Source organism: Amycolatopsis sp. NPDC102522 (assembly GCF_055584485.1).
Map to the genome: position 1 here is coordinate 95254 of NZ_JBVJLY010000008.1, position 21807 is coordinate 117060.

Annotated in this window: 17 protein-coding genes; 14 read left to right on the forward strand and 3 right to left on the reverse strand. The window is 67.1% G+C overall.

The window, feature by feature from the left end; genetic code table 11:
* Positions 1 to 100: 100 nt before the first annotated feature.
* From ACZ6YV_RS20555 to ACZ6YV_RS20585, 7 genes are all read left to right on the forward strand, one after another.
* Complete coding sequence (locus ACZ6YV_RS20555) at positions 101 to 1363, forward strand: NAD(P)/FAD-dependent oxidoreductase (protein ID WP_465511117.1); 1263 nt, start codon at positions 101 to 103, stop codon at positions 1361 to 1363.
* A gap of 5 nt (positions 1364 to 1368) precedes the next feature.
* Positions 1369 to 1536 carry a hypothetical protein gene (locus ACZ6YV_RS20560; protein ID WP_465511118.1) on the forward strand — a complete coding sequence of 56 codons (168 nt, stop codon included), beginning with the start codon at positions 1369 to 1371 and terminating at the stop codon, positions 1534 to 1536.
* 89 nt (positions 1537 to 1625) lie between these two features.
* The gene (locus tag ACZ6YV_RS20565; protein WP_465511119.1) at positions 1626 to 2084 is read left to right on the forward strand and encodes a GreA/GreB family elongation factor; all 459 of its coding nucleotides are present in this window, start codon (positions 1626 to 1628) and stop codon (positions 2082 to 2084) included.
* Between the two features lie 257 nt (positions 2085 to 2341).
* Positions 2342 to 3850: a peptide deformylase gene (locus ACZ6YV_RS20570; protein WP_465511120.1), complete on the forward strand. Its 1509-nt coding sequence runs from the start codon at positions 2342 to 2344 to the stop codon at positions 3848 to 3850.
* 167 nt (positions 3851 to 4017) lie between these two features.
* A complete protein-coding gene (locus ACZ6YV_RS20575; RefSeq protein ID WP_465511121.1) occupies positions 4018 to 5088 on the forward strand; it encodes a glycosyltransferase in 1071 nt (356 codons plus the stop codon).
* 49 nt (positions 5089 to 5137) lie between these two features.
* A complete protein-coding gene (locus ACZ6YV_RS20580; protein ID WP_465511327.1) occupies positions 5138 to 5881 on the forward strand; it encodes a phosphotransferase family protein in 744 nt (247 codons plus the stop codon).
* A gap of 248 nt (positions 5882 to 6129) precedes the next feature.
* Complete coding sequence (locus ACZ6YV_RS20585; RefSeq protein WP_465511122.1) at positions 6130 to 6597, forward strand: hypothetical protein; 468 nt, start codon at positions 6130 to 6132, stop codon at positions 6595 to 6597.
* A gap of 704 nt (positions 6598 to 7301) precedes the next feature.
* Here ACZ6YV_RS20585 and ACZ6YV_RS20590 read toward each other — a convergent pair.
* The gene (locus tag ACZ6YV_RS20590; protein WP_465511123.1) at positions 7302 to 7535 is read right to left on the reverse strand and encodes a hypothetical protein; all 234 of its coding nucleotides are present in this window, start codon (positions 7533 to 7535) and stop codon (positions 7302 to 7304) included.
* Positions 7536 to 7681: 146 nt separating this feature from the next.
* Entirely contained in the window at positions 7682 to 8353 is a 672-nt protein-coding gene (locus ACZ6YV_RS20595; protein WP_465511124.1) for a GntR family transcriptional regulator, read from the reverse strand.
* A 56-nt stretch (positions 8354 to 8409) separates the two neighbouring features.
* Between ACZ6YV_RS20595 and ACZ6YV_RS20600 the strand changes: the two genes are divergently transcribed.
* The 5 genes from ACZ6YV_RS20600 to ACZ6YV_RS20620 all read left to right on the forward strand — a co-directional run bounded on the left by ACZ6YV_RS20600 (position 8410) and on the right by ACZ6YV_RS20620 (position 15120).
* Entirely contained in the window at positions 8410 to 9426 is a 1017-nt protein-coding gene (locus ACZ6YV_RS20600; RefSeq protein WP_465511125.1) for a proline racemase family protein, read from the forward strand.
* A 20-nt stretch (positions 9427 to 9446) separates the two neighbouring features.
* Positions 9447 to 10379, forward strand: a complete 933-nt coding sequence (locus ACZ6YV_RS20605; protein ID WP_465511126.1) for an ornithine cyclodeaminase family protein — start codon at positions 9447 to 9449, stop codon at positions 10377 to 10379.
* Positions 10380 to 10388: 9 nt separating this feature from the next.
* Positions 10389 to 13736, forward strand: a complete 3348-nt coding sequence (locus ACZ6YV_RS20610) for a molybdopterin-dependent oxidoreductase (protein WP_465511127.1) — start codon at positions 10389 to 10391, stop codon at positions 13734 to 13736.
* Positions 13737 to 13882: 146 nt separating this feature from the next.
* Positions 13883 to 14215, forward strand: a complete 333-nt coding sequence (locus ACZ6YV_RS20615) for a transposase (protein ID WP_465511128.1) — start codon at positions 13883 to 13885, stop codon at positions 14213 to 14215.
* Positions 14212 to 15120 carry an IS3 family transposase gene (locus ACZ6YV_RS20620; protein WP_465511328.1) on the forward strand — a complete coding sequence of 303 codons (909 nt, stop codon included), beginning with the start codon at positions 14212 to 14214 and terminating at the stop codon, positions 15118 to 15120. Before ACZ6YV_RS20615 ends, ACZ6YV_RS20620 begins: the two co-directional genes overlap by 4 nt.
* A 210-nt stretch (positions 15121 to 15330) precedes the next feature.
* Here ACZ6YV_RS20620 and ACZ6YV_RS20625 read toward each other — a convergent pair whose 3' ends face one another.
* Positions 15331 to 16956, reverse strand: coding sequence for a carboxylesterase/lipase family protein (locus ACZ6YV_RS20625; RefSeq protein ID WP_465511129.1), 1626 nt, complete (start codon positions 16954 to 16956; stop codon positions 15331 to 15333).
* Positions 16957 to 17358: 402 nt separating this feature from the next.
* On the opposite strand from ACZ6YV_RS20625, the gene ACZ6YV_RS20630 reads away from it, so the two are divergent.
* Positions 17359 to 21183, forward strand: a complete 3825-nt coding sequence (locus ACZ6YV_RS20630) for a phage tail protein (protein WP_465511130.1) — start codon at positions 17359 to 17361, stop codon at positions 21181 to 21183.
* The gene (locus ACZ6YV_RS20635; RefSeq protein WP_465511131.1) at positions 21183 to 21803 is read left to right on the forward strand and encodes a hypothetical protein; all 621 of its coding nucleotides are present in this window, start codon (positions 21183 to 21185) and stop codon (positions 21801 to 21803) included. The genes ACZ6YV_RS20630 and ACZ6YV_RS20635 overlap by 1 nt, the downstream gene beginning before the upstream one ends.
* The last annotated feature ends 4 nt before the right edge of the window (positions 21804 to 21807 follow it).

Here is a 21807-nt window from a genome sequence, read left to right on the forward strand (position 1 = left end):
CCAAAACCACACGCCTGGATTGTCGAATCCGAACAATCGCCGCCGACCGGTTCCGAGCCATCCTGACCGCGACAGCACCACTCGCGCAGCGGAGGAACTCATGGGCGATCTCGACCGGATCGACGGCGTACCGCGTTCGGCGATCGTGATCGGCGCCGGCGTGGTCGGCCTGTCGACCGCGTGGTTCCTGCAGGAACGCGGGGTCGGCGTCACGGTGGTGGACCGCGAAGGCATCGCAGCGGGCGCGTCGTGGGGCAACGCCGGCTGGCTCTCCCCCGGACTCGCGATCCCGCTCAACGAACCCGGCGTCCTGCGCTACGGACTGCGGTCACTGCTGGATCGGCAGGCGCCGCTCCACGTCCCGCCATCCCCCGACCCGCGGCTGTGGTCGTTCCTCGCCCGGTTCGCCGCGAACTGCACCGGTCGATCGTGGACCCGCGCCGTCGAGGCGAATCTTCCGCTGAACGACGAATGCCTGGAAGCCTTCGACGTCCTCACCGCGAACGGCGTGGACGCTCCGACCATCGAAGCGCCGATCACGGCAGCGTTCGAGACCACCGACCACGCCGCGGGGCTGATCACGGAGCTGCGGCGCATCGGCGAGGCCGGGCAGGACATCTCCTACACCCGGCTCACCGCGGCCGAACTCGCGGAGCGGTTCCCCCAGGCGACGGCGAAACTCGGCGCCGGTGTCCGGATCGACGGGCAGCGCTACGTGGACCCGGGCCGGTTCACCGAGTCGCTGGCGCGGGCGGTGGTCAGCCGGGGCGGGACGATCCGGCACCGGTTCGAAGTCGCGTCCCTGCGTGCGCACCGCCACGCACTGAGCGTGCGCTCGACGACGGGCCAGACGGTGAACGCCAACGCGGTCGTGCTGGCGACCGGGGCCTGGCTGGGGAATCTCGGCCGGAAGTGGGGCGTGAAAGCCCCCGTGCGCGCCGGACGCGGCTACTCGTTCACCGTGCCGACCGACCGCCCGGTGCCGGGGCCGCTCTACCTGCCGGACATCCGCGTGGCGTGCACGCCGTACCGCGGCGGCCTCCGCGTGGCCGGGACGATGGAGTTCCGGAAACCCGACGCACCACTGGATCCGGCCCGGATCGCCGCGATCATCGACTCGGCGCGGCCGTTCCTCACCGGCCTGGACTGGGACCGGCGCACCGACGAATGGGTCGGCTCCCGTCCGGTCACCACCGACGGGCGGCACGTGATCGGTGCGACGAGCACACCCGGGCTCTACGTCGCGGGCGGGCACGGGATGTGGGGACTGACCCACGGACCGGTCACCGGACGGCTTCTGGCCGAGCACATCACCACCGGCAAACAGCCCGAGGCCTTGCGCCCCTTCGATCCCCTCCGCTGATTCGGATGAAGATGCCACCGGAAAAAGAGACCACACAGTCCGAAGTGGACCGACTCCGCGCCGAGAACGCGTTGCTGCGTACGGAGAAAGATCTCCTGCTGAAGGCCGCCATCGGGTTCGCCACCGACGCGGGCGCCTTCCGGCGGCCACTCCGCAAGCCAGAGACCCGCTGACCGACGCGGGACTCACCGAAAGTCTGTGGGGGCCGGGTCTTTCCGCGCCCGGCCCTCACAGACGTATCGACCGAAAGGCGATCATCACCATGACCATCGTCTCGTCAGGCCCTTGGCTGACCAAGGAAGCGCACGCCCGCCTGGTGCGGGAGCTCGCGGCGTTGCGCCGCCCCACCGCCGACGACCGGTTCGGCGACGACGAAATCGCACTCAACGCCCACCGGCAGTCGCGGATCCGGCAGATCGAGGACGTTCTGCGCGGCGCCGTCGTCGGCGAGGACCCGCCCGACGACGGGATCGCCGAGCCCGGCATGGTGCTCACCGTCGAGTACGACGACGGCGGCACCGAGACCTTCCTGCTCGGCACGCGCGACGAAGCGGGCCATGGCGCTCTCGAGGTCTACTCCCCCGATTCCCCGCTCGGCCGCGCACTGCACGGCGCGAAACCGGGCGACCGACGGGAGTATCGCGTGCCCAGTGGCGACGCCGTCCGTGTCACCCTTCTCGGCGCCAAGCCTTACGGGCGCCACCGGGGAAGTCACGTCTGACGGTTCGACGTCAGGTGCCATCGCTGCGTGCCGCCTGGATCGTCAAGCCAGATCCGGCCGGCGTGCCGCGTCGCTCCAAGGCCACGATCATGCGGTCGGCGGTGAAATCTCGTTCCGGTCGTGTCCGCCGACGGGTCCGTCATAGTCGGGGACTCGATCGTCCCGCCGGGCGGTGAACTCGCGCCGTCCAACGCGAACCGGGAGTGCGTCGCTAGGCTGAACTGCGACTCACGGTGCCCGGATCGACGGAGGCGGCAATGACAACGGGGGTGCCCCGCAGCACGGGCACAGGCGAACCGGCCTCCGCGGCGAACGTGTTCGCCGCGGAGCTGGAACGGTGGCGCGATGTGCGCGGGTATTCCCGCGCCACGCTGGCCAAGGAGATGGGCTACGACCGCTCGTACGTGTCGAAGGTGCTTTCGGGTACCGAGCGCCCCTCTGAGGCCTTCGCGGCGCACGCCGAGACCGCGTTGCGCGCCGGTGGCGCCCTGCACAACGCCTTCCGGGACTTCGAAACCCACCGCCCGGCTCGCGCCAAATCTCCTGCCTCACCGGCCGCTGACTCATCCGCGGGAACCGGCGGGCTGGTGGTCGAGCACGACGACGCGACCTTGCGCTACGAGGACGGCGTCTATCAGCTCACCCAGCGCCGCCACCTGGTCAACCACGGCACCGAACCGATCACCCGATACCTGATCCGCATCTCCGTCGACCGCTTCCCCGGCGACCCGGAACGCTCCAACCGGCTCTACAGCGAAGACCCGCTGACCTGGGACGAGATCGACCTCCATGCCTGGCACGGTCGCTCCCGCGCGACACCGATGACCTGGACCGTCCACCATGATCGCGACGCTTTCAAGGAAGTCTGGCTGCTCTTCGCCGGCGACCGCGGCCACTTCCCCCTCTACCCCGGGGAATCTTGCTGGATCGAATACGAATACACCGTCAGCGAACACCACTGGGGCAACTGGTTCCAGCGTGCCGTCCGGCTTCCCACCCGCACCCTGTCGGTGTGCCTGGATTTCCCCGCCGACCTCTCGCCCGCGGTCTGGGGCCTGCACACCTCCATGACCGCACAGGCCATGCCCTTCGCCACCGCCATCAGCCGGGCCGAAAACAGCGTCCGGCACGCCTTCTCGTGGTCCTGCGATGACCCACCCTTGCACGCCCGATACCGGCTCGAATGGGAATTCCGATCCCACGCTTCCCGTCCGTCACAAACGCCAAGTGAGGTCATGGCGGCGCTCGGCGTCGTTCAGGACAGCTCTCCGGGACTTCGGCAGCTGGCACGCCGCTTCGATCTCCCGGCCGAGGCCGAGGATGCACGCCGGGTCATCACAGCACTCAACGCCGCATGTGAGCGAGTCGCCCATGCCCACACCTTCGGCAAGGGCATGGGGATCGCGGCCCCGCAGATCGGTATCGACCGTGCCGCCGCGATCGTCCGCACTCCCGAAGGTGAGGGCATCACGTTGTTCAACCCCACCATCATCGAAGAGAGCGGCGACGTCGACGAGCACTACGAAGGCTGCCTGAGTTTCTTCGACGTCCGCGGCCAAGTCCCGCGCCCGCATGTCATCCACGTCGAGCACACCACCATCGACGGACATACCAACATCACCATGTTCGAGCGCGGCGTCGCCAGGCTTGTCGCTCACGAGGTCGACCACCTCCACGGACTCCTCTACACCGACCGGATGCGCGAGGGCATCGTCCCGATCCCGGTCGAGCAGTACCGCGGCATCGGATCAGCCTGGAAATACTGACTGCGCTACACGGTGCGGACGGGCAGGGGATCTTGTCCCGGAGGGCAAGATCGACAGAGGCGGTGCTAGACAGGTCCGGTGAGCTCGCTTTCCGAACAGACCCGTCCGCGACGATGCCCGTGAAACTGCTGTTCAGTGCGACACCTGCCTTTGGCCACATCCTGCCGTTGGTTCCGCTCATACAGGCGGCGATCGATGTCGGCCATTCCGTAGGGCTGCTGTCGAGCGGCGGATTCCGGCACTCGGTCGCCGAAGAGCTTCCTCCCGAGGTCGAGTTCCTCGACGCGGGCGCGATGCCGGGCGAGTTCTCGGAAGAAGCCGCTCGCCGCACTGGCGCCGACGTTTTCCATCCGACGCCTTCGGTCATCGGTGAGATCTTCGGCGGCGCACGGGTCGATCTCGGCATCGAGGACAGCATCGCCCAGGCCACCGCCTGGGCGCCGGACCTGGTCGTCGCCGAGCCGTTCGACGCCATCGGGCCGATCGTCGCCGCCCGGCTGGGTATCGCATGGCACCGGGCAGGCATCGGCCCGGCCTTGCCTTCGGTGATCACGGACGAGATCGATCGCGTGGCCTCGGCCCGATACGACCAGCTTCGCCCGGTTGCGGCCTCGAGTTACATCGACCCGTGCCCGCCGCAACTGCAGGATCCGGACTGGTCTCCGAGCACCCCGGTGCGGCCGGTCCGGCCTCAGGCCCACCGCCGGCCGAAGGACATCGATCTCGAATTGCCGGAATTCGGCGAACACGACAAGCCGACGGTCCTCGTCACCTTCGGCACGATTTTCTCCGACCCTGTGCCACTTTCCGCAGCCGTGGCGGCGGTCGCGGACACCGGGGCCAACGTGATCGCCACGCTCGGCTCGTCTCTGAGGCAGCCCGCAGCGAGTGAGACAGCCCAACTCGACTCGGCGAATGTGCGCTACGTGCCCTTCGTCCCGCTGGCCCAGCTGCTCGAACGGGTCGATCTGGTGGTCGGCGCCGGAGGTGTCGGCACGGTTGTCGGCACTCTCGCACACGGACTCCCGATGGTGCTCTGGCCCCAAGGCGCCGACCAGCCCATCAACGCCGCCCGCGCGGCCGCGTCGGGAGCAGCGATCACGGTCGGCTCGGCTGCGGAGATCACCTCGGCAGTGGCGGAAGCACTCGAGAACGGCGAATACCGCCGACGAGCCCGAGACGTCGCCGCCGAGATCGCGCGTCGTCCCGAACCGGCCACGGTGATCGCGGCCTTGTAGACCGTCCTCGCGGTAAATCCAGCGACATCGACGGTCTTCGTCCGTGACAATGGCCGGTGTGGAGGAGGTCAGGGTCGTCGTCGCCCATCGCGATTGCGCGACCCTGCGCGTCGGCGACGTGTTCCTGAAGATCGACGCCGATCAGAAACGCACCGACGTCGAGGTCGAGGCGATGGCCATGGCGCCGATCCCGACTCCTCAGATCCTGTGGCGAAAGCCGCCCGTGCTTGCGTTAGCCGCCCTGCCAGGGAGGGCACTCGGCCGCCTCGGCGAGCCATCCACCGCATCGCCGTCGGCATGGGCCGCGGCCAGAGCCGCCGTCCGGATGCTGCACGACGCGCCGTTGCCGCCGCGGCCCGGCCGGAGTGCCGCCGATTTCGCGTCGCGTCTCGACGCCGAATGCGAGTGGCTCGTCACCACCGGCGTCCTCCCCACAGACCTGGTCGAGCGCAACCGGCGGATCGCCGAGATCGTGCTCCGGCCGTGGACGCCGGTGTTCATCCACGGCGATTTGCAGGTCGCCCACGTGTTCGTCGACGGCGACGAGATCACCGGCGTGATCGACTGGTCCGAGGCCGCCCGGGGCGATGCCCTCTTCGACCTCGCCACCTTGACGCTCGGTCACCGAGAACACCTCGCCGACGTCGTCGCGGGCTACGGCTCGGACGTCGACCTCGACTTGATCCGCGCGTGGTGGTCGATGCGCAGCCTGCTGGCGATCCGCTGGCTGATCGAGCACGGCTTCGACCCCTCCCTGCCGGGCTGCGAGATCGACGTGCTGAAATCCGCGTGACCGCGGTGACGACCTGATACCTGATTCGCATCAACGCGGGCTCCCGGAAAACACCGGCACGCGCGGGTGTGAAATTACGGAAATTGTCGAACATATCCGCCATTTGAAAGTATTGTCACCATCCGCGCGATTTCGGGACTTTGGACTCTGCCCACGGTGACCATCGACGATGAACCCTTAATGCCATCGGTCGACACTCAAGACCGAATAACCATCCACAAAGGTTCTCTGTGAATTGGGGAGAGTTCATGTCGAATCGCATCCGTTTCCCGCGCCGTTCCATGATCCTGGCCGCCGCCCTGCTGGCGGGGACCACCGGCGTCCTCGTCAGCTCCGCCACTGCCAGTACGGCGTCCGCTCCACCCTGCGGCCTGTCCACCCTCAAAGGCACGTATCTGTTCGCGGGTGACGGCTGGTCGATCAGCGGCACCGGCACGGTTCCGCTTGCCTTCGCCGGCTCCGAGCAGTTCGACGGCGCCGGGCACCTCAAGGGAGTGTCCAGCACGAACTTCAACGGAACCCCCAGCTCCCACAACGCCTTCACCGGCACCTACTCCGTCGCTTCGGACTGCTCCGGAACCTTCAACATCGGCGGCACCCTCCATTTCGACATGTACCTCGACCCCAACGGCGACAGCTTCGTCTACGTACAGACCGACGCCGGTTCCGTCAGTGCCACCACCGAACACCGGGCCACCCGCTCCTCAGTGAGGTGACCCGAAAAGTTCCGCGATTCGAAATCCGGTAATCGCGTGTTTCTCCGCCATTCAGGTGAAGAATTCGGCAAGGCCGCCAATGTCGGCAGACCGCTGACAGTTCGACATGCAATCCGGCATGCCGATACTGTCGGCTCAGTGGCGGGGCTTGATGAATCGGTGGAGACGGGTCCGGCAGCTCGCCGTGGCCGCGAGGTCATCCCGGCGGCGGGGGCGGTGACCGTCGGAGTCGGGTTGACGCTTCAGTCCCGGGTGAACGGGGAACTCGGTTCGCGCGTGGGCGACGGAATCGCGGCACCGCTATGGGGCGCGGCCTCAGCGACCTTCCTCACGCTGGTGCTGGCGGCTCACCCACGCTTTCGGCGAAGCGAGACCGTCCAGGAGGCGCGTTCGTCGGCATCGGAGCCACGCCAACCGGGTCGTGAGTGGCGATTCGGGCTAGAACGGATTCGTAGTTGCCTACCCGCTGGGATCCGATGTCTTCGTGCTGGACGGAGGGTGTGACGGGGGAAGATTTCGGGCGTTGAACGTCCCGATTCCTCCACCGTCGACCCAACACTCTCCTGATACGCCACCTTCGCGCAGGTCAGCGGCAGGTAGGCAAGTACCGATCCGCGCTAACCCGAATCGCCACTCACGACCAACCCGACCGACTCGGTACCGACGCCGTCACCCCGGAGGCCTTCACAGACCGAGGGCCGTGCTCAGTTCGTATGCGAGATTTCGATGTAGTGCGCGCCGTTCATGGGAATGCACTCGACACCGTCCACAGTGGGATCCGGCGGCAGCGCGCGCAGGGCGTGGACGCATTCGTCAGGGGTGTTGTAGGGCCCTTTGTACTCCAGATGACCGGCGAACGCGGTACCGCTGATGAGCAGGGAAGCACCGACAGTGGTGACGCCCACAGCCGCCGCGGCCGCGAGTTTCCGCATCTTCATGAGTGTTCTCCTCTTCGAATCGCGCTGGTGACAAGGGGACGGCGAAGCTTCCGGTCCGTCCACACAAGATCACTACCCGCGTCGAAAACCCCCGAATCAGCACCTGCCTGTCCGGCCAAGGGGGCATGATCGAACAGGCAAGCTCGTCACTCGGCGGCCCAGATTCCGCGGACGTGCCCGATATGACGGCGCGTCAACTCTTCGGCGCCATCGGCGTCCTGGGCTTCGATCAAGTCGACGAGTTCCGAGTGCTCGCGCGCCGAGGGGATCAGTTGCCCGCGTTCGGCCAAGGCCTTGAGGCCGTAGATCCGTGATCGGGCACGCAGCGTCCGGACGACTTCGACGAGGTGCGCGTTACCGGCCAGGCCGAGCAGCGTGAGATGGAATTCCATGTCCACGGTGACGTGACCGATGAGGTCGTGTTCGGCAGCGGCCCGCTCTATCCCGGCCGCGAGCTCACGGAGCCGTTTCACCGTGTCGGCGCCGACACCCGCCTCCGCGATGCGGCGCACGGTGGGTACCTCGATCAGGGCGCGCAGCTCGGTGAAGTTGTCGAGTTCTTGGTCGGTCGGTTCGGTTACTCGGAAACCTTTGTTGCGCACGGTCTCCATGAGGCCTTCCTTGACCAGATCGAGCATCGCCTCCCGCACCGGTGTCGCGGAGACGCCGAACTGCCCGGCCAAGGTCGGTGCGGAGTACACGACGCCCGGACGCATCTCGCCCGAGATCACGGCGCCACGGAGCGTTTCGATGACCTCGTCGCGCAGGTTGCGACGGCCACCGACCGGGGGAAGCCTCTTGAGCGAGTCCTCGGTCATCGAAATCCCTTCGCCGCGCCTGTACAATGTCACATGTTACTTGAACGGAGGTCCGTATGACGAGCGCTGGGCACTTCGCGGTGGACTACCACTGCGGTGGCGAACCGTTCAGGATCGTCACCCGGACAGCAGAACCGGCCGCGCCGACGGTCGCGGAGAAGCGGATCGCGGCCGCGACCGACCCTGAGGTCGACGGACTTCGGCAGCTGCTCTGTTCAGAGCCGCGCGGGCACGCGGACATGTACGGCGGCTTCATCGTGGCGCCCGACGATCCAGGCGCCCACTTCGGCGTTCTCTTCTGGCACAAGGACGGCTTCTCCGCCGCGTGCGGCCACGGCACGATGTGCCTCGGCACCTGGGCGGTGCAGACCGGCTTGGTGCCCACCGACCCCAGCGGCGTCACCGACGTGGTGATCGACGTGCCGTCCGGGCGGGTGACCGCACGGGTCACCACCGTCGGATCCAAGGTCACCTCGGCGGACTTCCTCAGCGTCGCCAGCTATCTCCTTCATGACGAGGTCGTCGTGAAGACGTCGCGCGGCGACGCCCCTTGCGTGATCGCGTTCGGCGGGGCGATGTACGCCCAGGTGCCCGCGGCGGCCTTCGGTCTCGCCGTGGACAAGGCCTCACTGCCCGAACTGATCGGGCTGGGGCGGGAGATCAAGAAGCAGCTCAACGCCGGCTCGTACGCCGAGCACCCGCTTGACGCGAGACTCAGCGGAATCTACGGCGTGATCTTCTTCGACGAACTCGGCGACGAGGAAGACGGGAACGTCCACCAGCGCAACGTGACCGTTTTCGCTGATGGGCAAGTGGACCGCTCACCCTGCGGTTCGGGGACCGCTTCCCGTGTCGCGGCGCTGCACGCGTCCGGACGGCTGGCGACGCACGGCGCGCTCGTCCATTCGTCGATCGTCGGTTCGACCTGGCACGCCCGGGTCGCGAGCACGGCCGAAGTCTCCGGGCGGGACGCGGTCGTCCCCGTCGTGACGGGACGGGCCTTCCGCACCGGCTACCACCGGTTCGTGGTCGACCCCGACGACGACCTGGTGCCGGGCTTCGTACTGCGCTGACGAGAAAACAGGAGGTATTCATGGAGGTCGTCACCGTCGGCCCGGAGGAGATCCGTGCCGCCGTGTCCATGGCCGACGCGATCGACGCGGTGCGAAACGGGTTTCTCGCGCTCCGACGCGGCGAGTTCGAAATGCCGACGCGGACCGTGCTGCGCGATGGCGCGTTCCTCGTGATGTCGACGCACCACCGCCCGACCGCGTCGGCGATGATCAAGACCCTGAGCCTCAACTTCACCGACCGCGTACCGGCCATCGTGGGGACCGTCGTCTGGAGCGAACTCGGTCACGGACGTCATCTCGTCGCCGACGCCGCCGAGGTGACCCGCATCCGCACCGGCGCGATCGTCGGCGTCGCGACCGACCTGCTCGCTCCGGCCGAGGCGAAGACCTGCACCCTCATCGGTGCCGGCGGGCAGGCGCCCGATCAGGTCCGCGCCGTGCACTCCGTGCGGCCGCTGACCGAGCTCAGGGTCGTCGACCACAGCCTCGGGCGCGCGGACGCGCTCGCGAAGTCCCTGGGCACGGAGCTGGGTATCGACACCGTCGTTGCCGTCGCGGACGCGGACGAGGCGGTCCGTGGGGTGGACATCGTCTGCTGCGCGACGACGTCCACCACGCCGTTATTCTCCCCCACGTCGCTGACCGAAAACGCCCACGTCAACGCCATCGGCGCCTTCCGCCCGACCATGCGAGAGCTCCCCGACGAGCTGCTCGCCGAAGCGACTGTCGTGATCGACGAACGAGAGGCCGTCCTCGAAGAGTCCGGGGAGATCATCCACGCCATCGAGGCGGGAGCCATCACGGAGGACGACCTCGTCGAGCTCAGTGCCGCCCTGGCTGAGGGAACGGGAGAACGAGCCAGGCGGACGGTCTTCAAGAGCGTCGGGGTGGCCATGCAGGACTGGGCGATCGCCAGCCTGCTCGCTCAAAGCTGTCTCGAACAGGCGAAGTGAAGGGTAGCCATGGAGGACGTTCGAGGCTATTGCACCTTGTGCCGCTCACGATGCGGCGCGATCTACACCGTCGAGAACGGGATGATGACGGGCGTTCGCCCGGATCCCGCCCATCCGACAGGCGCCGCGATGTGCCCCAAGGGACGCGCCGCTCCCGAACTGGTCCACTCCCCCGAGCGGTTGACGCGGCCACTGCGGCGGACGACCCCGAAGTCGGCCTCCGATCCACAGTGGAAAGAGATCAGCTGGGAAGAGGCGCTCGCGGAGATCGCCGACAGGCTGGGCACCATCCGGGCCGAAAGCGGCGCCGAGTCCGTCGCGTTCTCCGTGACCTCGCCGAGCGCGACGCCGATGTCCGATTCGATCGACTGGGTGGAGCGGTTCATCCGGCTGTTCGGCAGTCCGAACACGCTCTACAGCACCGAGATCTGCAACTGGCACAAGGACTTCGCCCACGCCTTCACCTTCGGCAGCAGCCTGCCGGGGCCCGACTACGCCAGGACCGACCTGGCGATCCTGTGGGGACACAATCCGGCGAAGTCCTGGCTCGCGCAGTCCGCCGCGCTGGCCGAAGCCAAAGCGCGCGGCGCACGGCTCGTCGTCATCGATCCACGCAGGTCCACCGGCGCACTGCAGGCGGACGTCTGGCTGCGGGTCCGGCCGGGCACCGACGACGCCCTCGCCCTCGGTGTCGCTCATCAGCTCTTGACCCGGCGGGGCCACGACGAGCGGTTCGTCCGGCGGTGGACCAACGGCCCGCTCCTGGTCCGCCGGGACACCGGCCGGTTCCTGCGGGCAGCCGACCTCGAACCGGATCTCGCGGGCTTCGTGGCGTGGAACGAGACGACGGGCGCGGCCGAGCCCGTCGACACGACCGCCCTGACCTCGCAGGCCGGGCAGTTCGCCCTGCACGGGACCAGGCGGATACCGACGAGCGACGGCATCGTCGAGTGCGTCCCGGCCTTCGCGCTGTACGCGCAAGCGTGCGCCGACTGGCCGCTCGACCGCACGGCCTCCGTCACGACGATCGATCCTGGCTCCCTTTCCTCGTTCGTCGAAGAACTCGTCGCGGCGGAGAGCGTTTCCTACGCCGCGTGGACCGGGATCGGGCAGCACGCGAACGCCACGCAGACCGAGCGGGCGATCGCCACGCTGTATGCCCTCACAGGCAGCTTCGACGCTCCTGGTGGCAACGTCGTGATCCCCAAGCAGCCGACGAACCCGGTCTCGTCGCCGGACCGGCTCGATCCACGCCAACGAGCCAAAGCGCTGGGCCTGGACAACTTCCCGATCGGGCCGCCGTCGCAGGGCTGGATCAACGCACGCGATTTCTGTCAGGCCGCGATCAGCGGTGATCCGTACCGCGTCCGGGCTCTGGTCTCCTTCGGCGGCAACCTTCTCCTGTCCCAGCCGGATCCAAAGCGGACCGCAGCGGCGTTGCGCGAACTCGACTTCTCCGTTCACCTCGACCTCTTCGAGAACCCGACCTCCCGATTCGCCGACCTCCTGCTGCCCGTCAACACCCCGTGGGAGCACGAAGCCATCAGGGCGGGCTTCGAGATCACGCCGTCTGCGCAGGAACGGGTCCAGCTCCGGCCCCGCATGATCGAGCCGGTGGGCGAGTCCCGTTCGGACACCGAGTTCGTCTTCGACCTCGCGGCCCGCCTCGGCATGGCCGAAGAGTTCTTCGGCGGTCGGATCGAGGATGCCTGGGACCATCAGCTCGCACCGCTGGGGCTCACCGCGGACCGACTCCGCGACGAGGCGGGCGGCGTCGATGTCCCCCTGCCTACCGGATACCGGAAGTACGCCGAAGAACTCGATGGCGGCGTCACCGGTTTCGCCACCCCGACAGGCCTCGTCGAGCTGTACTCCGAACGTCTCGCCGAGCACGGGCAGTCGCCGGTCCCGGTCGCCCGCACGCCAGAGGTGGACACGCGATACCCCCTGGTGCTGACCTGTGCGAAGAATGGCTACTTCTGCCACAGCCAGCACCACGGGATCTCGTCGCTGCGGCGCCGGTCTCCCGAGCCGACCGTCGACGTCAGCGCCGAACTCGCGGACGAGCGTGGCATCGTCACCGGCCAAGAGGTCGAGATCGTGACGTCGGCGGCAGCCGTCACGATGCGCGCACGCATCGACCCCGCGCTGCATCCCGACGTCGTCGTGGCCGAATACGGCTGGTGGCAACCGGCCCCCGACCTCGCGCTGCCGGGTTCGAACCCGCTCGCCGACGGCGGGGCGAACTACAACCTGCTGATCGGCGACGACATCCGGGACCCGATCAGCGGCTCGATCGCGCTCCGCTCGACAGCCTGCGACGTCCGGCCGGTCGGGCCACCGCCGTGGAACACCGCGCGTGAGTTCCTTGTGGACAGTGCGGCTCTCGAAACGGACGAGATCCTCACGCTGCGTCTGTGCCCTGCCGACGACGGCGAACTGCCGGACTTCCGACCCGGTCAGCACATCACGCTGGCCTCGGCGGACGATCCTCAAGTGACGCGAAGCTACTCGCTGACGACCGCCGCCCGCGACACCGGCCGCTCCTCCTACAGCGTCGCCATCCGGCGGCTGTCGGGCGGGCGGTTCTCCCCGACCGTCCACGAACGCTTCCGGGCGGGGACCCGGGTGCTGGTGACACCGCCGTCCGGTTCGTTCGCCGTGCCGTCGGATCACCGGCAGCCGCTGGTGCTGATCGCCGCCGGCATCGGGATCACACCGTTCCTCAGTCTTCTGGAGACGCTCGCGAACGGCCCCGATCCGGCCCCGGAGATCGTCCTCCACTACGGGAACCGGAACGGCGGGAGCCACGCCTTCCGCGAACGGATCGACAACCTGGCGAAGCGCCTTCGCGCGGTACAGGTCGTCGACCACTACAGCCGACCGGCCGAAGGCGACACCTACGACGTCCGGGGGCGGGTGTCGGCCGACAGCGTCGATGCGTCACTCATCCGTCGACGAGCGCGCTTCTACCTCTGCGGTCCCGAAGCCATGCTCGAGGAGCTGACCTCCGGTCTGATGGCCCGACGCGTGCCCCGCGCGGACATCTTCACCGAGAAGTTCCACGCCGCGGCGGCGCCGGTCGCGATCGCCGACGACGCGACGGCGACCGTGCGGTTCGCCCGATCCGGCCGCGAGGAGACCTGGCGCAAGGCCGACGGAACCCTTCTTCAGTTCGCGGAGAAGAGCGGGCTGCCCCTCCCCAGCGGCTGCCGCCTCGGCCAGTGTGAAAGCTGCGCGGTTTCCGTTCTCGAAGGCACTACCGCCCATCTCGTCACACCGCCGGACGGCCTGCCCGACGATCAATGCCTTACGTGCCAGGCGGTTCCGACCTCCGACGTCACGCTCGACGCGTAGATAACCGCTTTGTGAAGTACGTGAAGGACTCCTTCATTGCGCTAGGCGCAATGAAGGAGTCCTTCACGTACTTGGGCCTGCGGTGAAGGTCGAGTGGACCGCCCCGGTGATCTTGGAGGCTGTGGGTCTTGGGAAGGATCTACGGCATGGCGGATTCGAGGAAGCACCCGGTTGAGCTGCAGGAACGTGCGGTGGCGATGGTGCGTGAGCTGGAGCGGGAGCTTGGTCCGGGGCGTGGTGCGATCGCACGGACGGCCAAGCATCTGGGGCTGAACGCGGAGACGGTGCGGGTGTGGGTCCGGAGGGACGCGCAGGGGTGGCGGCCTTCGGGCGGGGTCGTGTCGGGTTCGGAGGCGGACAAGGATGCCCGGATCCGGGAGCTGGAGCAGCGGCTGCGTGAGACGGAGCGGGCGAATGAGATCCTGCGGGCGGCGGCGACTTTTTTCGCCCAGGAGATCAACCCTCGACCGCCGCGATAGCGCGGTTTGTCGACGCGCATCGCAGCGATTTCGGGGTCGAGCCGATCTGCGAGGTTATCGAGTTTCCGGTGTCGACCTACTACGCGGTGAAGAAACGGGAGGGAAACCCGTCTCGGCGGGCGGTGCGGGACGAGGAATTGCTGCCGTTGATTCGTGTCGCGTGGGAGGAGAAAGGGAAACGAATGTACGGTGCGCGGAAGGTGTGGAAACAGTTGCGCCGCGCGGGGGTGGAGGTGGCTCGTTGCACGGTGGAGCGGCTGATGGGTACCCATGGTATGTCCGGGGTCGCGGCGACGCGTCGCCGGCCGCGGACCACGGTGCCCGGTGAGGAATCGCGCAGGCCGTGTGACCTGGTGGACCGGGATTTCCGTGCTCCGGCGCCGAATCAGCTGTGGGTTACCGACATCACCTACGTTGAGCTGGCCGGCGGCGGGTTCTGTTACACCGCGTTCGTCACCGACGCCTACTCCCGCGCGATCGTGGGCTGGAAGGTCGCTGCCACCCTGCACGCCGAACTCGCCCTCGACGCGCTGGAGATGGCATTGTGGACCCGCAAAGACAAGCTCAGCAAAGCGCTCGTCCATCACGGCGACCGGGGCGTGCAATACACCGCGATCCGCTACGCCGAACGACTTGCTAACGCGGGAATCGCGCGTTCTGTCGGCCGGAAAGGCGACTCCTACGATAACGCGTTGGCGGAGTCTGTCAACGCGCTCTACAAGAAAGAGGTGATCGGCCACAAAGACTCGTGGAATGATGCCACGGAGGTCATGATGGCTACCGCGGAATGGGTTTCCTGGTACAATAACGACAGGCTGCATTCGTGGTGCGGGCATCGCCCGCCGCTGGAGTTCGAACAGGACTACTGGCGCGACACACCCGAGCAGTCCCCGGCAGCAGCATGAGACAAAGGACCACGTCTCCACGAAAGCCGGGGCGGTCCAGAGTCTCCTCGGCTGAGCCGATTTGGTTCTATTGGGACCAACGCAAAGATGTCCTGGCAGGGATAATGTTCCCAATGGGGCGTTGGGGACATTCAGCGTCCCCAACGCCCCATTCGCGACATGCCGCATTCGCGTTTTGACCCAATAGCCGTCTTTACCACTGACGAGGCTTCACCGGGTGCCGGTGCTGAGCGGTTCCCAGAGTTCGTCGCAGTGGTGCTGGCGCGGGATCTCCGTGGTGAGCTGGCTGTCACCCGCGGCCTGGAGCGACATGATGACGGGGTTGTCCTCGGTGTAGGGCTCCCAAAGGGGTGTGCCGTCCACGGTGGGATTGCCGGTACGGGCGAATCCTGTCCACTGCGAGACCAGCTGCTCGGACAGCACCTGCTGATTGGGATTGAGTTTGATGCCCTCCGGCAGCAACAGGAGCCATTCGGCGATGTGGTAGGCGCCGTTCGGTTTGGTCGGGTCGAGGAAGAACTGTGGCGGGACGTCCGTGTCGTCCATCTGGTAGGCGTAGACCGGGATGTGCCGCGCCAGCCGTTCGTTGTTGAGCACGGAGGGACAGACGGAATTGGAGTCGGCCACGATGGTCCGGAAGGCGAGGAACGGGGCGGGCGCGGGAAATCGCTTCAGCGGATACGTCTTGCGGACAGCGGGCGCGTGCTTCCCGTACTGCTGGCGTACCAGCGTCTCGTAGTCCGCCGGAGTCGAGGCGGACGGCAGCTGGGTTTCGTCCCGGTCCACGCCGTGCATCAGGGATACGTCGTTGACGTTCCCGGTGGCGAAGGCCTCTCCTGGCGACATCGGCAGTGTCGTTCCGTTCACGATCGGCGCTATCGTGCCGGTGTCGGGCCCCCTCCCGTGATCCGCCTGTTTGAGCAGGGTCGCCGCCGACGTGCTGCGCAGGCAGGCGCCGGCTTCGGCCACGGTGCCGCAACCGACGGCGGCGGCGAACCGCGCCCCGGTGCGCTGCGCCTGTTCTTCGGTGGGCAGCTTCGCCTTGCAGTCCTGCGGCTGCCACACGGTGTCCACGCCGAGCAGTGAGTTGTACTCCCCGCTTTGGCTGATACCGCGCTGGAACAACCCCGCCGAGCCCGGCGAGACGGTGTGCGCGCAGACGCTCGAACCGCCCGCGGAAGCGCCGTAGATCGTGACGTTGTGCGGGTCGCCGCCGAACCGCGAGATGTTGCGCTGCACCCAGCGCAACGCGGCCTGCTGGTCTTGCAGCCCGTAGTTGCCGGCGTGCTCACCGAACGCCTCGTGAGCCAGGAAACCGAAGATCCCGAGCCGGTAGTTGACCTCCACACTGATGACCTGGCCCGCAGTCACCAGACGGCTCGCGTCCTGCGGCTTCCACAGCAGGAACCCGCCCCCGTGGATCTGCACCATCACCGCGAACGGCCCCGGCCCCGCCTTGGCGGGCACGCGGACGGTCAGGTTGAGGCAGTCCTCGTTGTCCGAGCCCGGCCCCGAGCCGGCAGGCTGCGCGCATTGGCTGCCTTCCTTGGTCGCGGCGAACGTTTCGGTCCACGGAGCGGGCCTGCGCGGCGGTTTCCAGCGCAGTGCCCCGGTCGGTGGTGCGGCATAACGAATCCCTTGCCACGACTTGACATCGGCGCCCGCGACGCCGCACACCGGCCCGTCGTCGGTCACGACCTTGGTGTCTGGAGAGCAGGCGGGCGCGGGAGGATCCCCGCTGACCAGATCACTGGCCATGGACGCCGAGCCGGCCAGCGGCGTCAGCAGGACAACGACGGCCGCCACAGCGGCGGCCACCTTTCGGTCGAGTCTCATCCGTCCTCCTTCACTCCCGCACGCCTCCGAGAGGCCGGACGGAAGATTCACGACACAACGAGTGACATCCACGTACCGAACAACGGTCTGCCGGCATAGGCACGGCAGCGACAGTGCCCCATTTCCCGGTCTTCCCCGCGAGCACGACTTGATCCGTTCGTTCTCGCCGATCTCCAGTCTGGCCACCCTCCAGGAGGGCGCAACCTCCGTTCGGCGGCCCTGGAATTGTCAAAATCCCGGCCACGATGGTCTTTGAACGGGATCCGGACCGGCGCTCGCCGATGAGAACGCTCTCGCGACGCCTTGGTGACGGCCGGCTGCGACGCTGTCCGAGGGTTCCCGCAGCGGGAGGAGAGCCGTCCCATGCCACCGCCACCGAGGGCTCACGCGAAGCTCCCCGCGGTGACGACGGCACAAGCCACCGCGCCGACGGGGCTGAAGGAGCGCCCGCCGCCGCGAAAGCCTGCGCGACTGCCGCCCTCGAACTCCGCGACGATGGCGGCCTTGCGGGCGGGCGACAAGAAACCGCCGGTGGACCCGACCCGGAAGGACTCGCAGGACAAGGTCGGCAACGGCGCGGTGGCGGCGGGCCTGGCCAGAGGTCCGGGCACGGATCCGAAGTTCGCCGTGCTGAAGAAGGACATCGCGCACAAGAAGCACACGGTCGCCCGCTCCCACCCTCCGGCGGGCAAGGAAGCGACCTCGGCGCAGAACGCGTCCGTGCCGCCCAAGGACGACGAGGTGGCGCAAGGCAAGACGGCCAACGCCGAGAAGATGAACGACGCGAAGCCCAAGGACTTCGACAAGGAAGCATTCGTCAAGGCCGTCGAAAAGGCCATCGCCGAAAAGGCGCCGAAGAACCTGGAACAGGCTGACGAGTTCGCCGAATCGGGGAAACCGGCCGAGGTCAAGGCCGAGGTGGCAGGCAAGGTCGGCGAGGGGAAGACGGACTCGGCGGAGCAGATCGCCGACACCACCGCCGCGCCTCCGGACACGTCCGCCGCCGAGGTCAAGCAGGTCGTACCCCTGGCGGCGGACCGGCCGCCCGGCGCCCCGGGCACTCCCGACCCGGCGAAGGCGACGCCGGACAAGCTCCCGCCGTCGGCCACCGACCTGTCCGCGGGCCCGGCCAAGGTCGACCGCGAGCTCGCCGACAACCAGGTCACCGAAAGCCAGATGAAGACCGACCCCGCCTTCACCCCGGCGCTGAAGGACAAGAAGGCCGCGGAGAAGCATTCGGAGGCGACTCCGCCGGAACTCCGCGCGAACGAGTCCCAGCAACTGCGCCACACCACCGCGCAGGCCAAGGGTTTCGGCGCCGCCGCCATGGGCGCGATCGCCAAACGGCGGGCGCGCACCGGCAAAGAGGTCGGCGACGGGAAGACGAACACGAAGCTCACTGACGAGGAAAAACGCGCCCTGGTGACGGCCGCCCTGCAAAAGGTCTTCGACACCATGAAGACCGACGTGGAGGGCATCCTCACCGGCCTCGACAAACTCGTCGACGACCAGTTCACCAAGGGAGAGAAGGAGGCCCGCGACGCGTTCACCGCCGAACACCGGCGGAAGATGGACGAGTACAAGGACCGGCGCTACAGCGGCGCCTGGGGGCTGGTCAAATGGGGCCACGACAAGCTGTTCGGTCTGCCCGACGAGGCGAACCAGATCTTCGTCGAAGCCCGCGACAACTACGTCAAGCAGATGCGGAAGGTCATCTCGGCCGTCGCGGACACGATCGGCCGTGAGCTGACGAGGGCGAAGCAACGCATCGCCAAGGGTCGCGACGAACTCCAGGCCGAGGTCAAGAAACTACCGAAGGACCTTCAGGCGCTGGGCAAGCAGGCGGCCGCCGGGTTCGCCGACAAGTTCGACGAACTGACCCAGTCGGTCGACGACAAGAGCACCGAGCTGGTCGACACGCTGGCCACGAAGTACACCGATGCCGTCAAGGCCGTCGACGCCGAGATCGCCGAGGAGAAGGAGAAGAACAAGGGGCTCGTCGACAAGGCGCTGGACGGCATCAAGGGCGTCATCAAGACGATCCTCGAACTGAAGGACATGCTGCTCGGGGTGCTCGCGAAGGCCGCGCAGGCCGCGCTGGGCATCCTGAAGGACCCGATCGGTTTCCTGGGCAACCTGGTGTCCGCGGTCGGCGGCGGGCTCAAGCAGTTCAAGAACAACGCCCTCGCCCATCTTCAGCAAGGCGTGCTGTCCTGGCTGCTGGGCACCGCGGCGACGGCGGGCATCGAACTGCCGAAGAGCTTCGACATCGTGAGCATCCTCGTGCTGATCGCCAGCCTGCTGGGGCTGTCCGGCGCCAATCTCCTCGCCCGGGTCGCCCGGAAGGTGCCGAAGGAGGCCATGGCCGCGATCGAGGCGGGCAAGGCCGCCCTCCCGATCATTCTCGAGGTCCGGCGACGCGGGGTGCGAGCGCTTTGGGACGACCTCAAGGCCCGGGTCGGTGACCTGAAGAAGAACCTGATCGACAATCTGGTGTCCTACCTGCTGCCCACGATCGTCATGGCGGGCATCACGTGGATCATCTCGCTGTTCAATCCGGCGTCCGCGTTCATCCGCGCCTGCAAGATGATCATCGACATCATCCGGTTCATCGTGACGAACGGTCGGCAGATCATCGAGTTCGTCAACACCGTACTGGACGCGGTCATCGCGATCGCGAAGGGCGGCGCCGGTGGTGTGGCCGGTTTGGTGGAGAAGGCGCTGGCGCGGTCGATCCCGGTGCTGATCGGCGCGCTGGCGGCGATTCTGGGGATCGGCGGCATCGCGGGGAAGGTCAAGGAGGTCTTCCAGAAGATCGCCAAACCGGTCAACAAGGCCATCGACTGGGTGATCGACAAGATCGTCGGACTTGTCAAGAAGGTCTGGGCCAAGCTCAAGTCTCTCGCCGGGAAGGTGAAGGACAAGTTCGGCAAGAAGAAGCCGGCGAAGACCAAGCAAGACGAACACAAGGACCAGCTGAAGCGGCTGGATGCCGGCGTCAAGTCGGCGGTTGCCGTCGTCAACCGGTTCGCCGGCCGGACCGTCGGCAAACGCCTGATCACTCCGCTTCTTGTCGCGATCAAGATCCGTCATCGACTGACCTCGCTCACACCCGCCGAGGAGAACGGCCGCTGGGTCGTCATCGGCGTGGTCAATCCAAGCAAGAAAGGTGTCAGCGGGGCCAGAGCGACCTCCGGCGTCAGTAAAGAGGCACTACGCAAGATTCACCAGGTCGCTGTCAACACCATCAACAACCGCCTGAAGCGGGAGTGGAACAACAACACGGTCAAGAAGAAGCTCGCCGCGGACCCAACGCTCAAGTCCACGCTGCAGAAAGAACACGACCGTCTGACCAGGGCGATGACCGGCAAGACCGAGGCGGCCTACCAGGCGCTCGTTTCGGAGCAGCCGACCGAGGCCGACATCTCGAAGTTGCACAAGGTGTACATAGCTCACATCGACGCGGCCGAGAACCTGATCGACCGTCTCGGAGATCTCCGCAAGACTCCGGAACAAGTGGCCGAATCGGAAGAGAAGACCCGGACGGACATCCGTGAGAAGCTGGACCGCGGAAAGGCGATACTCGCCGATCCCGAGGTGGTCGAACTCCTGGCGCTTCCCCTCTTCCATGACGTGGCGAAGCGCCAGACGACCCGAGCAGGCGTCCTCGACCGAGTGGTCGGCACGATGGCCGCCATGAAGCTGCCGGAACTGCGAAAGCATGCGGCGACCGCCGACAAGTTTCTCCGTGATTCCGAGGATCTCAAGCGAACCACCAACATCAACGAAGCGATCGAACCCCACCTCAAAAAGATCAACGACATCAGCGAGAACACGCGTCCCGGCGGGAAAGAAGACGCGTCGACGGGAGACGGAAGCAGCGAGGCCGCCGCGATCAAGGAAGCGCGGACGGCCGAGCCGGTCAAAGGGCGGGCGCACGGCCCGAAGTGCGCAAAGGAAGCCAGGGGCCTGCGGTCCGCGATCGCGGCGCTGCAGCAGCTTCGCGGTAGGACGACGGAGGCGGCCATCCACGCCCGGATCGACTCGGCGGTCAGTGAGGCCAAAGAACGCGCGGAGAAGCTCGATACCGGCGCGGCCGCATGGAACAGCAGAGTCAGGAACTTCCCGTCCAAATGGACCCCGACCGGTGAATCCAAGAAGTTCACCGCCGACGGTAAGCTCCGCAGCGAGTTTCCCGACGATCCGCCCTTCGGAAAAGGAATCTAGTGCCACCATCGGAAGACAGCTCGACCGGAAGCGGTGACTCGCTCGACGCGGACACCATCACCGCCGATCTGCGGTCCGGTGATCCGGAGCGAGTCGCGCGCTCGCTCGAACTTCTCGACCAGGAGTGGCCTGTTCGCCAGAGGGTGGCGATTCCCTTGCCTTCCGCCGACTGCCTCGAAGCGTTCGGTGAGGACCTGTCGGAAGACATGATCGACCGGTTCGTGCGCGTGGCGCACAACTACGTCCCGTTCGAGCCTTCGCCGGAAGCGACCGGGCGGCACACCACGGCGGTAGACGCGGTTCTGCTGTTCGGCCCTGGTCAACCTGTATTCGACGTCGCGATGTTCATCCGCATCGACAGCAACGCCGACAGCGTCACGAAGGGCGTGATGCTGCACCTGACTCACTTTCCGGCCGAAACGGACTCCCAGCTGGCCGTCGTCGAGGAACTCATCGGTTTCCTGCTCGACGCCCGCAGTACCCACGCGGCTGCGGCAGAGGGCCTTGCAGGCTGGGCATTCCATGCCGAATACCCGCAAATCGTGGACAGCTTGCTGCCGAGCCTCGAACCGATCGAGCGAGAGCGCGTTCTCGCCGAGCGTCGCGAAGGTCTTGCCTGACGTC

Coding starts and splice junctions, on each gene's coding strand:
- ACZ6YV_RS20625 (WP_465511129.1), bottom strand. CDS start 16,956: ATGAGACTCGACCGAAAGGTGGCCGCCGCTGTGGCGGCCGTCGTTGTC.
- ACZ6YV_RS20600 (WP_465511125.1), top strand. CDS start 8,410: ATGACGAGCGCTGGGCACTTCGCGGTGGACTACCACTGCGGTGGCGAA.
- ACZ6YV_RS20595 (WP_465511124.1), bottom strand. CDS start 8,353: ATGACCGAGGACTCGCTCAAGAGGCTTCCCCCGGTCGGTGGCCGTCGC.
- ACZ6YV_RS20610 (WP_465511127.1), top strand. CDS start 10,389: ATGGAGGACGTTCGAGGCTATTGCACCTTGTGCCGCTCACGATGCGGC.
- ACZ6YV_RS20605 (WP_465511126.1), top strand. CDS start 9,447: ATGGAGGTCGTCACCGTCGGCCCGGAGGAGATCCGTGCCGCCGTGTCC.
- ACZ6YV_RS20585 (WP_465511122.1), top strand. CDS start 6,130: ATGTCGAATCGCATCCGTTTCCCGCGCCGTTCCATGATCCTGGCCGCC.
- ACZ6YV_RS20565 (WP_465511119.1), top strand. CDS start 1,626: ATGACCATCGTCTCGTCAGGCCCTTGGCTGACCAAGGAAGCGCACGCC.
- ACZ6YV_RS20570 (WP_465511120.1), top strand. CDS start 2,342: ATGACAACGGGGGTGCCCCGCAGCACGGGCACAGGCGAACCGGCCTCC.
- ACZ6YV_RS20615 (WP_465511128.1), top strand. CDS start 13,883: ATGGCGGATTCGAGGAAGCACCCGGTTGAGCTGCAGGAACGTGCGGTG.
- ACZ6YV_RS20580 (WP_465511327.1), top strand. CDS start 5,138: ATGGCCGGTGTGGAGGAGGTCAGGGTCGTCGTCGCCCATCGCGATTGC.
- ACZ6YV_RS20555 (WP_465511117.1), top strand. CDS start 101: ATGGGCGATCTCGACCGGATCGACGGCGTACCGCGTTCGGCGATCGTG.
- ACZ6YV_RS20560 (WP_465511118.1), top strand. CDS start 1,369: ATGAAGATGCCACCGGAAAAAGAGACCACACAGTCCGAAGTGGACCGA.
- ACZ6YV_RS20590 (WP_465511123.1), bottom strand. CDS start 7,535: ATGAAGATGCGGAAACTCGCGGCCGCGGCGGCTGTGGGCGTCACCACT.